The sequence below is a fragment of the Leptolyngbya sp. PCC 6406 genome, from assembly GCF_000332095.2.
In the GTDB taxonomy this organism is placed as follows: Bacteria; Cyanobacteriota; Cyanobacteriia; order Phormidesmidales; family Phormidesmidaceae; genus PCC-6406.
Genome location: NZ_KI913949.1, coordinates 490,664 through 501,236 on the forward strand (window position 1 = coordinate 490,664; position 10,573 = coordinate 501,236).

General features: G+C 55.3%; 11 protein-coding genes. 4 read left to right on the forward strand and 7 right to left on the reverse strand.

The window, feature by feature from the left end:
• Positions 1-51: 51 nt before the first annotated feature.
• On the reverse strand, positions 52-633 hold the full coding sequence (locus LEP6406_RS0202245) for a hypothetical protein (RefSeq protein WP_155834609.1): 582 nt from the start codon (positions 631-633) through the stop codon (positions 52-54).
• Positions 634-908: 275 nt separating this feature from the next.
• On the opposite strand from LEP6406_RS0202245, the gene LEP6406_RS0202250 reads away from it, so the two are divergent.
• Entirely contained in the window at positions 909-1,433 is a 525-nt protein-coding gene (locus tag LEP6406_RS0202250) for a pentapeptide repeat-containing protein (RefSeq protein ID WP_225886396.1), read from the forward strand.
• A gap of 12 nt (positions 1,434-1,445) precedes the next feature.
• On the opposite strand, the gene LEP6406_RS0202255 is transcribed toward LEP6406_RS0202250, so the two are convergent.
• The 5 genes from LEP6406_RS0202255 to LEP6406_RS0202275 all read right to left on the reverse strand — a co-directional run bounded on the left by LEP6406_RS0202255 (position 1,446) and on the right by LEP6406_RS0202275 (position 6,679).
• Complete coding sequence (locus LEP6406_RS0202255; protein WP_008308421.1) at positions 1,446-1,898, reverse strand: DUF2996 domain-containing protein; 453 nt, start codon at positions 1,896-1,898, stop codon at positions 1,446-1,448.
• A 270-nt stretch (positions 1,899-2,168) separates the two neighbouring features.
• Positions 2,169-3,110 carry a GDP-L-fucose synthase family protein gene (locus LEP6406_RS0202260; RefSeq protein ID WP_008308423.1) on the reverse strand — a complete coding sequence of 314 codons (942 nt, stop codon included), beginning with the start codon at positions 3,108-3,110 and terminating at the stop codon, positions 2,169-2,171.
• Positions 3,111-3,124: 14 nt separating this feature from the next.
• Positions 3,125-4,210: a GDP-mannose 4,6-dehydratase gene (gmd, locus tag LEP6406_RS0202265; protein ID WP_008308424.1), complete on the reverse strand. Its 1,086-nt coding sequence runs from the start codon at positions 4,208-4,210 to the stop codon at positions 3,125-3,127.
• Positions 4,211-4,547: 337 nt separating this feature from the next.
• The gene (gor, locus tag LEP6406_RS0202270; protein WP_008308426.1) at positions 4,548-5,900 is read right to left on the reverse strand and encodes a glutathione-disulfide reductase; all 1,353 of its coding nucleotides are present in this window, start codon (positions 5,898-5,900) and stop codon (positions 4,548-4,550) included.
• Positions 5,901-6,142: 242 nt separating this feature from the next.
• Positions 6,143-6,679, reverse strand: a complete 537-nt coding sequence (locus LEP6406_RS0202275) for a peroxiredoxin (RefSeq protein ID WP_008308428.1) — start codon at positions 6,677-6,679, stop codon at positions 6,143-6,145.
• A gap of 420 nt (positions 6,680-7,099) precedes the next feature.
• On the opposite strand from LEP6406_RS0202275, the gene LEP6406_RS0202280 reads away from it, so the two are divergent.
• From LEP6406_RS0202280 to rimM, 3 genes are all read left to right on the forward strand, one after another.
• Positions 7,100-7,546 (forward strand): Fur family transcriptional regulator, encoded by a 447-nt coding sequence (locus LEP6406_RS0202280; RefSeq protein WP_008308430.1) that lies wholly within the window; start codon positions 7,100-7,102, stop codon positions 7,544-7,546.
• Between the two features lie 106 nt (positions 7,547-7,652).
• Positions 7,653-8,960 carry a valine--pyruvate transaminase gene (locus tag LEP6406_RS0202285; protein ID WP_008308432.1) on the forward strand — a complete coding sequence of 436 codons (1,308 nt, stop codon included), beginning with the start codon at positions 7,653-7,655 and terminating at the stop codon, positions 8,958-8,960.
• 24 nt (positions 8,961-8,984) lie between these two features.
• The gene (gene rimM / locus LEP6406_RS0202290; protein ID WP_008308433.1) at positions 8,985-9,590 is read left to right on the forward strand and encodes a ribosome maturation factor RimM; all 606 of its coding nucleotides are present in this window, start codon (positions 8,985-8,987) and stop codon (positions 9,588-9,590) included.
• Positions 9,591-9,666: 76 nt separating this feature from the next.
• On the opposite strand, the gene LEP6406_RS0202295 is transcribed toward rimM, so the two are convergent.
• Positions 9,667-10,281 carry a hypothetical protein gene (locus tag LEP6406_RS0202295; RefSeq protein WP_008308435.1) on the reverse strand — a complete coding sequence of 205 codons (615 nt, stop codon included), beginning with the start codon at positions 10,279-10,281 and terminating at the stop codon, positions 9,667-9,669.
• Positions 10,282-10,573: the final 292 nt, after the last annotated feature.

The following is a 10,573-nucleotide window of genomic DNA, read 5'->3' on the forward strand; positions in this document are numbered from 1 at the left end:
TCATTAAGTTGAGGTGTACCTCATACATTAGGGAACCGCTATAACGCTACGTTAGGCGCTTTGTTTGACCAGCAACGATGCAGCAGGTATGCCGACAGACTTGACTGGGGTTAGTTGCTGAATTTGCCACTGGCTGGGATTCCAGCCCTCGGCCAGCCAACCCCCGGCCTGCTGGTCGTAAACGATCGCTTCCAAGCTGCGGTAGTTGAAACTGAAAAAACCATGGGTGGCAGCGTTGGAGCCGGAGAAGAGCGCACCGGGAAAATCTAGGTTGCACTGCCCGTATACGGTATCGAAGTAGAGGGGCGATCGCAGGTTGAGATCCTGATACGCTGCTGTTAGCGATCGCAGATTGAACACCAGATTGGGCCGATTCCAGAGGTGATCTCCCTCTAACCAGCCCTCTAACTGCCCTCCAGACTCAAAGGTATAGAGGAACTGAAATCGTGCCGTCCGCAGGCGCGGCGGCGGCGGCAAAGCCTGTAGGGCCTGTCGCCTCTCTCTTCTAGGCTGGTTACCCTGAGCCCGCACAACAAAATTCCCGTGGTGTATGTGTACTGACTGGATGACCGCTGCTGAGTAATGAGCTTGAGCTGCGGTACGTCCTGCACCCGATAGGTTTGGCTGACTCATTCCGCTAGGGTGGACGGAGGCATCAGCTCCTGCGAAGTCCTACGCAAGTTACCCTCTAAAACAATAAATTTATTTGTCTAAGATCCGTATTTTCTCTGGGGCTACTTCATGAAGACTTCTAAAATGCGATGCTAAATATTAAGCAGAGTTAAAGTTTCTGGTGAGCTTGATCCTGCTGCGGTGATGGCGGGTAAGTGTCCCAAGTTCAAGGACTGTTGCAAGCGAACCCCGGCCTAGTAGGATCGAAGCTACTGAGCAGAGATGGGGTGAAAGTGATGCCAAGGACAGATATAAGTGCGATGGCCTTTGGCCAGTCAGTATCCATCGCACGGCGATGGATACTGACTGGCTTAGCGGTGTTGTTGATGGTTGTGGTTATCTCTCCCGTAGCCCAAGCCGAAAGCTTTGACCGTCAAAACCTCCGCATGAGGGATTTTTCGGGACAAGATCTGCGGGGCAATGACTACACTCGGGCAGATATGGCAGAGGTCAACCTGACCGGGGCCAATCTCCAGGGAGTCCGCCTCTTTGACACCAACCTCACCAAGGCGAATCTGGAAGGGGCAGACTTACGGGGAGCCACCCTGGACGGAGCCCGGTTCCTAGCCGCCAACCTGACTAACGCTATTTTGGCGGGCTCCTATGCCTTTAATACGGACTTTCGCAAGGCCATCATTGACGGGGCCGACTTCACCGATGTCTTTCTAGACCCCAAGACTAATGATCTTCTTTGCGCTGTGGCCCAGGGCACGAACCCCGTCACAGGCCGCGATACCCGAGATACGCTCTATTGTCCTTAATCTATGGCTCCCCTAATTGCGGACTAACCACTTTTGACCGTTTAGTCGCTGAAGGACGTACAGCACCATCAGATCCAGGGTGATCTTGCGTTCGTCTCCCATGAATTGCTCAATCGTGCTGGCGCGATCGCGGCCCTCGGTGCAGTAGAAAAACTTAGGCCCCTTAATATCTTCCTGGGTAAACACTACGCTGAACTGGCGCTGGCTTGAGGGGAGTTGACCACTGACCTGCCAATAGGATTCCGTGCCCGCTTGGTTTAAGGCTAGGGGGGCATCCTCAAAGCTCAGGCGAGTACCCTGAAATCCTCGCTCCGTCAATGCTGTTGCTAGGGTAGGGAGATAGTGCTCTTGAATAAATTCTCCAAAGGGCTTGTCCTCCGGGGCAGGGGGCTTTTCCTTCTTGGCTTTGGCCTTGGCCGCAGCGGCAGGAGCCGTAGTCGGGGATTTCTTCTCGTCTTCAGCCATGGTATTTCCGAAAGATGATCACTCTGCCAGGGGTATAGAGCATCCTCGGGGACGCTCGTCCTAGGTATTAAGCATTAGGATAAACCGCTTTCTGTCTCTGTCGCTTGCCGCGATGGCCCTTTGGGTCGGTCTAGCCCCTTTGGTGCGGCTACGCCAATGACCATCGCAGTCCGTCTGAATTCTACCCTTCACGGGTTGGGGCTTGGAGTTGGGTCTGGGATTGGAATATCCCCCCAACCCAGACAACTTTGATCGTCCAGGTTCCTCCCGCTACGAAGAAACCCCATAACGGCGATACCAGTCCACCGTGTTTTGCAAGCCCTGGCGAAAGTCCATTTGGGCCTCAAAGCCAAAGGCTTGGCGGGCTCGTTCTACGTCTAGACAGCGGCGGGGTTGGCCGTTGGGTTTATCGGTTTCCCAAACCAGGGTGCCGGTAAAGCCCATAACCTCGCAGATCGTCTCTACCAGGGTACGGATGGTAATTTCCTGGCCGGTGCCCAAATTTACGGGTTCAGCCCCGCTATAGTGCTGAGTCGCCATGACAATTCCCCGCGCGGCATCCTCCGAGTAGAGAAACTCGCGGGTGGGGCTGCCATCTCCCCACACAGCCAGTTGGGTTTGCCCCGCCTGCTGAGCCTCATAGACCTTGCGGATCAGGGCTGGGATGACGTGGGAACTGCGGGGATCGAAATTGTCCTGGGGGCCGTAGAGGTTCACCGGCAGCAGGTAAATGCCATCGAAGCCATACTGATCTCGGTAGGCTTGAAGTTGAACCAGCAACGCCTTTTTGGCAATGCCATAGGGGGCATTGGTTTCCTCTGGATAGCCATTCCAGAGGTCATCTTCCTTGAAGGGGATGGGGGTGAACTTGGGGTAGGCGCAGATAGTGCCCACACAGACAAATTTCTCTACGCCAGCCTGATAGGCGGCGTGGATGAGTTGTGTCCCCATCATCAAATTGTCGTAGAACAATTCCGCTGGCTTTTCTCGATTCAACCCGATGCCGCCGACGTGGGCCGCTAGGTGGATGACGATGTCCTGCTGGGCCACAGCCCGCTCACAGGCATCCCACTGGCGCAGGTCATACTCCCGCGATCGCAGGACGGTAATTTTGGCGGGGTCAACCCCAGCTTGGTGTAACTGGGCAATCACCTGTTGCCCCAGAAACCCGGCCCCCCCGGTGACGACAATACGCTTACTTGCCAGATTCATGGTGTTTTCCATTGTCAAGAAATCGCCTGTTGTGCCTCTCGCCGTACCGTCGCTTTGTCTCCAGAGGCCAAGAGGCCATCACCATTACCCGTTGTATGGTTAATCCCCAGGGCTTGCAGATCTGCCTCCACCATCAGCTTCACCAAGCCCTCAAAGGTGACGGAAGGTTCCCATCCCAAGGTTTTGCGGGCTTTAGAGGAATCTCCAATCAGGAGATCCACTTCTGTAGGTCGCAGGTAACGCGGATCAAATTCCACATGATCTTGCCAGTCCAGGTTGACATGGCCAAAGGCGATGTCTAGAAAGTCCCGTACAGAATGGGTCTCCCCCGTGGACACCACATAGTCATCGGGTTGATCCTGTTGCAGCATCAGCCACATAGCCCGGACATAGTCCTTGGCATAGCCCCAGTCCCGCTTAGCATCGAGGTTGCCCATGTAGATCTTGTCTTGACGCTTGGCTACAATTCGGGCCAAGGCACGGGTAATCTTGCGGGTGACGAAGGTCTCCCCCCGTCGAGGCGACTCATGGTTAAACAAGATGCCATTGCAGGCAAAGAGGTCGTAGGATTCGCGGTAGTTGATGGTTTGCCAGTGGGCGAACACCTTGGCGCAGGCGTAGGGACTGCGGGGATAAAAGGGCGTATCTTCCTTCTGGGGAATATGCTGCACCTTGCCAAACATTTCTGAGGAACCCGCTTGGTAAAAGCGCACCTCATCTCCGGTGCGCTGCTGGTAGTCGCGAATGGCCTCCAGCAGACGCAGGGTGCCCATAGCGACTGTATCTACGGTGTATTCTGGGGAGTCAAAACTGACCCGCACGTGGGATTGGGCTCCCAGGTTAAAGACCTCGTGGGGTTTGACCTCTTCTAAAATGCGTCGCAGCATGGTGCCGTCGGTGAGGTCGCCATAGTGCAGAAACAGTCGAGCATCATCGCTGTGGGGATCGACGTAGATATGATCAATGCGATCGGTGTTGAAGGTAGAGGTGCGGCGAATAATGCCGTGGACCTCGTAGCCTTGTTCTAAAAGTAATTCCGCCAGGTAAGACCCGTCTTGTCCTGTAATGCCGGTTAGCAGGGCACGCTTCACTTGCGTCATGGTTAATCGTTATCCTCAACAATGGGAAAGAAACCCGATGGGGTTACCTGGACTTCAACACACATAATGACGGTACACCTCATGACGGTGCCGTTTTTCACGCTTCAACCCTAAGGGTATTCCATCTCAAAAAGCATCCGACCGATTCTTCCCCGATTCAATTCTTCCCCGAATCGCCAGAACGGGAGGGTTGGGATCTGATGGAGCAGGCTCAAGCGCTCTTAAGGTGCCCATCCGCTTCCTAAACATACACACCGTCGAGACGGGGCATTGTGCCATCTCGACGGTGTGTAGCTTGCCTATGGCCTAGGGTAGGTCCCTAGGTCGGTTGCCCTATCTAGCGCATGGTGACAAACTCTTCGGCGGCGCTGGGGTGAATGCCCACGGTGGCGTCGAAGTTGGCCTTGGTGGCTCCGGTTTTAAGTGCGATCGCAACACCTTGGATAATTTCTGCTGCGTCATCCCCCACCATGTGGGCTCCTAGAACCCGATCCGTCTCCCGATGGACGATTAGCTTCATCAGGGTTTTGACTTGCATGTTGGGCAGAGTGTAGTACATGGGCCGGAACTTAGAGCGGAAGACCTGGATACCGTCTTCCCCATATTTCTCCACCGCCTCCGCCTCCGTCATGCCGACGGTGGCCGCTTCAGGCGTCGTGAAAATGGCGGTGGGAACGTTCTCGTAGCTCATGGTGCGGGAGATGCCGCCAAATTCCGTGTCGGCAAAGGCGCGGCCCTCGTTGATGGCCACGGGGGTCAGGTTCATGCGATCGGTGCAGTCCCCGACGGCAAAGATGTTGGGCTCAGCGGTGCGGCTGTACTGGTCAGTTGCGATCGCACCTGCCGCCAGTTCCACCCCGGTCTGCTCCAGCCCCAGCCCCGCCAATTTTGGTTTCCGACCCAGAGCCGCCAAACTCACCGCATCCGCCACTAAAATTTCCTCACCCGCCTGGGTACGAACAGTGACATTCACCCCCTGCTCGGTCTTCTCAATACCGCGCAGATCCGTGTGGGCGAGGATGCGAATGCCCGACTCCGCCATTGCCCCCTGCACCTCCGCCTGAATATCGGCGTCAAAGCCCCGCAAAATCTTCTCAGAGCGGATTACCTGAGTCACCTCAGTGCCCAAGCCATTCAGAATGCAGGCAAACTCACAACCGATATAGCCCCCACCCAAAATCACCATGCGCTCGGGCTGGTTAGGCAAGTGGAAAATGTCATCAGAGGTGATGGCGTGCTCAATGCCGGGAAGGGGCGGTTTCACCGGCTCTCCCCCCACAGCGATGAGAATCTTGTCCGCCGTTACCTTGTCATCCCCCACCGCCAGGGTATGGGCGTCGATGAAACTAGCATGGTGGGGAAAAACAGTTACCTGAGAGTTATCCAACATGCGCTGGTAAATCCCATTCAGCCGCAGCACCTCATTGTTCACCGCAGCGGTCAGGTGGCCCCAGTCAAAGCTGCTTTCCACCGGACTCCAGCCATAGCCCACCGCAGCATGGAAATACTCGGGAAAATGAGAGGCGTAGACCATCAGCTTTTTGGGCACACAACCCCGGTTTACACAGGTGCCCCCCAAGGTCCAGGATTCCGCAATACCGACCTTGGCTCCGTGCTGGGCGGCACGGCGGGCTGAGGCGATGCCGCCGGACCCAGCCCCGATCACAAATAGGTCAAAGTCATAGCTCATGGTGATTGTCCCCTCCAGCCAATAGCAAATGGCAACTTTCAGTACAGTCTTGTCAACACCGTAAATTCCAGCGGGGATGACTGGGAGAACGCGACTCCCGTGAATCCGCTACCCCTTCCCCCTAAAACTCCCCATAGCAAAGGGGAGACCGTCAGTTGGCCTCCCCTTACCTTAGACCCTATTCCTGCCACCAGAAGGATGCTCCTTCGGCCCCAGTCTGGCGGACCTTTGGCCTACTAGGACTACGCCTTGGCACTCTTCAGGTAGGTCAGCATCGTATCTGCGTCAGACACCTCGAAGGGATCGGTGGGACAGTTGTCGCTGAAGTCAGGCTCGATGAAGATTTTTTCAATCGCGCCGTCGTTCACCACCATGGAGTAGCGCCAAGACCGCAGCCCAAAGCCCAGATTAGACTTGTCCACCAACATCCCCATCTTGCGGGTAAATTCACCGTTGCCGTCGGGCAGCAGGACTACCTTGTCAGCACCCTGGGCCTTGCCCCACTGGAACATGACAAAAGCATCGTTCACAGAGATACAGAGGATTTCATCAACACCTTGGGCCTTGATGTCCTCGTACAGTTCCTCATAACGAGGCAGGTGGGTGGAGGAACAGGTGGGGGTAAAGGCTCCGGGTAGAGAGAAGACCACCACTCGCTTACCGCCAAAGATTTCCTGGGTGGTGCGATCTTGCCAACGGAAGGGATTTGGCCCCTCGACGGACTCATCCCGTACGCGGGTCTTGAATACAACGTCGGGTACGCGCTCAATTACAGCCATAACAACCTCTGCGTCTAGTTTTTGAAAATCCACAGAGCATCTGAGCCCTGCCCTAGGTATCTGTCCGTAATACGGGCGAAGGACTGCATCCTAGCCAAGACAGGAGCCGCTAGCATTGGAGATCCAGCTCTATGGATGTTGTGGATAGCCCTTCGGCCTCCATAAGTTAGAATAGTTCTAAATTCGGAAACTGACAACAGGTTAGAATATTTCTAGTTTAAGGAGCGGACCTTAGGGACTCGCAAGAAAATAAGGTACCAATTGCCACCTTGCCTATTGGTGCATTGCTTCGCCGTAGGGCTATGCACCGCAGAGATGCTACTAGGATAAAAAGGGAATGTATTGTCATCCTTCGGACATCCGCAAGCCATTCCGCCTGCCCCCCAAATTCATACTGAAGCCACAGCTCCACGAATCGAGATGAGTGAACTCTCACCAAATGCCATCGTTGCCAATCTCAAGGCCCAAGGGCTGCGGGTAACCCCCCAGCGCTATGCCGTCTATACTAATTTGCTGGGGCGTAGGGACCACCCCACAGTGGAGCAATTGCTGGCGGACCTGAATCAGGGGGGGCCTGTCTCGTCCCAAGCGACGGTCTATAACTCGTTGCAGGCTCTACGGGAGGTGGGGTTGATTCGGGAGGTGCTGCTGGAGGAGGGGGTGTCGCGCTACGACGCCAATGTGTCGCCCCACCACCATTTCCGCTGCCGTTGCTGTGGCTGCATTGAAGATATTCCCTGGGATGCCTTTGGCCCTTTGGCTAAAGCCGCTCTCCGTCCAGGACTCCAGCCGGAATCCTATGAGGTCACGGTACAGGGGATCTGCGATCGCTGTTCATCGCCCAACAATCCGTGCGATGCTGGTTAAGGTTGGATCTAAATCGGATATCTATAAAATTCGGAATTCAGATCAAGATCCGATAATATTGGCACTACATTAAATTGACCTCCTGACAGGTTTTCCCCTCCGGCCTATGAACCCTGCTCTGACTCAGTTCGGCGATCAGATGTCCCACCTGACAGGGGTTCGGGCCATCATGAAAGACATTATTGAGACCCTGCGAGCGGGAAACGGTCAAACTTTTATTAACCTCAGTGCGGGAAATCCGGTAATCCTGCCCGAGGTAGAACAGCTCTGGCGGGATTGCACCGCCCAGCTTTTAGCCAGTTCTGACTACGGCGAAGTGGTTTGCCGCTACGGTTCTAGCCAAGGGTATGAACCCTTCGTTGAGGCGGTGCTGGGGGACTACAACCAGCGCTATGGTCTCTCCATGACTGAGCGCAACGTCCTAATCACCCCCGGTAGCCAAGCCCTGTATTTCTTTGCGGCCAATGCCTTTGGCGGCTATACCCGTGATGGCGTACTCAAGGACATTGTGCTGCCCCTGAGCCCGGACTACACCGGGTATGGCGGTGTTTCACTAGTGCAGGAAGCGCTGCGAGCCTATAAACCCACGTTGGATATTGTCGAGCCCCATCGTTTCAAGTACCGCCCCGACTTTGACCAGCTCGAAATTACCGATCACACCGGCTTTGTCCTCTTCTCACGGCCCTGCAATCCCACGGGGAATGTGTTGACGGATGAAGAGGTGAACCGGATTGCCGCCCTAGCCGCAGCCCACAACGTTCCCGTCTTCGTGGACTCGGCCTATGCTCCGCCCTACCCGGCCTTGAACTTCACCGACATGGCTCCGGTGTTTGGGGACAATATGGTGCATTGCGTCAGCCTCTCCAAAGCAGGATTGCCCGGAGAGCGCATCGGCATCGCTCTAGGGGACGAGGCCATTATTCAAGTGCTGCAATCCTTCCAGACCAATTTCTGTATCCACTCCTCCCGCTATGGGCAAGCGATCGCAGCTCAAGCCATCGCCTCTGGAGCCTTAGCGGAAATTTCTGAGCGGGTAATTCGACCCCACTACGCCCACAAGTTCACCGTGCTGGAGGAGAATTTGGACGCCTACATGCCGAAGGAGGTGCCTTGGTTCCTCCATCGGGGCGAGGGAGCCATTTTTGCATGGCTGTGGTTTGATCAGCTCCCCATCAGTGATTGGGAACTCTACCAGGCCCTGAAGCAGTACGGTGTGATTACGGTGCCTGGAAGCCCCTTCTTCCCCGGCATTAAGGAAGACTGGCCCCATACCCATCAGTGCATTCGCATTAGCCTGACTGCTACCGATGACGAGATCGCTACGGGCATGAGGCACCTTGCTACCGTTGTGAATCAGGTGTATCAGCCGGTGCTCCAGTCATCAGCTCCAGTGGCAGCGAGTCTCCTTAGTTAGGGTTCTAGCGTCTTGCAACACCCTATGTGGACGGTAATTGGCCGTGTGGTATCTTCCCAAGGACTCAAGGGGGAGGTCCGAATTTATCCTGACACTGATTTCCCCGAGCGGTTTCTTACCCCTGGTAAGCGGTGGCTGCGGCGTCAGCCCAATGCGGAACCTGAGCTTTTGACGTTGGTGACTGGACGGTGCCTAGAGGGCAAAGGCTTGTATGTGGTGCAGTTTGCCGAAATCCAGCAGCGGGAGCAGGCAGACGCCCTGAAGAATGCTGAGATTCTAGTCTCTGCCCAGGATCGTCCCCCCCTAGAGCCGGGGGAATTTCATGTCAGTGACTTGGTGGGGTTAGAGGTGCGCCTCCAGACTAATGGGGAGGCCATCGGCATCGTCGTGGACTTGTTCGCTGCGGGCAATGATCTGCTGGCGGTGGAACTGTTTGCCCAGACCGACCCTAAAGCTGGCGGTGAGCCTGTGAAGGTCTCGTCCGGTCGTTCCTCCAGCCGTTCCCCTAAAACTTCTTCTCGCAAACTGCTGCCCGTACTGGTGCCCTTTGTTCACGAAATTGTGCCTACGGTCAATCTGGCTGAGGGCTTTCTGGAAATTAATCCACCACCGGGATTGTTGGATGAGTAGGGCATTTGTCTGTATTTAATTTGTCTGCATTTAAATCTTGGGGGTCAAAGACCCTCAAGATTTTCTTGCCAGAACACTAGGACGCGGCGGGGTGGGACAGCATTTGGCGTACCCGCTGGAGCACAGTCTGGTCTGGCAGCAGGCGTTCTTGATAGCTACGCTGCCAAACGGATGATCCAGGATGGTTCCTGATCAGGTTAATGCGCTTGGCTGCTGCTGCTTTGTACCCAGCGACGAAGGAGGAGAGGAGTCGGGGTTTGTTTGAGACGGGGGATCCGTAACCTTTATTGCCTATTGGTTCGCGGATAATGACAATACCTTGGAGCTGATCGCTGGAAATATCCCAGCAGTCTAGCTCGATCCCCCGCTTGCCCTGGGGCGATCGCAACCATTCGTCGGCGGCTACCTGGCCTAGGGCGTTGAGTTGAAAACAACCGTCTACTAGGTGGCCAAACAGGGGTTCTTGGTTATGGGTCGTGAGCTTGATCAGGTAACATGCCGCCTCTATGGGTATGGGAACCACAGAGGGGCAAGATTTAGCCAGGTCAGCACGATGGTGGTTCAAGGGAAGATCCTGGAAGGTAGGGGCATGCACACTGTCGAGCCTAGGGTTCCCAATGCTGGGGAAATTCCATCCCTGACGTTGGCTCACCTCAGAAGCTGGGGTAGAAGTCCAGGTTAAAGGACTCATGGTAGGCTCCATCGCATCAAGGCGATGGTGTAACGGAGCAGAGTATCCGCCCACAATCCTTGGTGCTGGCTTTGGATAGGGTTACTGTAGGCGTTGAAAACCATGGGTTTTACCACGTCTGGCTTTCACGCTTATTGTTGTCTGAAGCCGGTACCAATTGCTTGCGTAATTATCGGGAAAGCGGCTTCGGGATTTTGCCGGAGAGCAGTGTTCCTCAGGACGGAGGGTGGAGGGTGGAGGGTGTTGGGGTATTGGGGTATTGGGGTATTGGGGTATTGGGGTATTGGGGTCA

Coding starts and splice junctions, on each gene's coding strand:
- LEP6406_RS0202285 (WP_008308432.1), top strand. CDS start 7,653: ATGAACCCTGCTCTGACTCAGTTCGGCGATCAGATGTCCCACCTGACA.
- gor (WP_008308426.1), bottom strand. CDS start 5,900: ATGAGCTATGACTTTGACCTATTTGTGATCGGGGCTGGGTCCGGCGGC.
- LEP6406_RS0202255 (WP_008308421.1), bottom strand. CDS start 1,898: ATGGCTGAAGACGAGAAGAAATCCCCGACTACGGCTCCTGCCGCTGCG.
- rimM (WP_008308433.1), top strand. CDS start 8,985: ATGTGGACGGTAATTGGCCGTGTGGTATCTTCCCAAGGACTCAAGGGG.
- LEP6406_RS0202280 (WP_008308430.1), top strand. CDS start 7,100: ATGAGTGAACTCTCACCAAATGCCATCGTTGCCAATCTCAAGGCCCAA.
- gmd (WP_008308424.1), bottom strand. CDS start 4,210: ATGACGCAAGTGAAGCGTGCCCTGCTAACCGGCATTACAGGACAAGAC.
- LEP6406_RS0202275 (WP_008308428.1), bottom strand. CDS start 6,679: ATGGCTGTAATTGAGCGCGTACCCGACGTTGTATTCAAGACCCGCGTA.
- LEP6406_RS0202245 (WP_155834609.1), bottom strand. CDS start 633: ATGAGTCAGCCAAACCTATCGGGTGCAGGACGTACCGCAGCTCAAGCT.
- LEP6406_RS0202295 (WP_008308435.1), bottom strand. CDS start 10,281: ATGAGTCCTTTAACCTGGACTTCTACCCCAGCTTCTGAGGTGAGCCAA.
- LEP6406_RS0202260 (WP_008308423.1), bottom strand. CDS start 3,110: ATGAATCTGGCAAGTAAGCGTATTGTCGTCACCGGGGGGGCCGGGTTT.
- LEP6406_RS0202250 (WP_225886396.1), top strand. CDS start 909: ATGCCAAGGACAGATATAAGTGCGATGGCCTTTGGCCAGTCAGTATCC.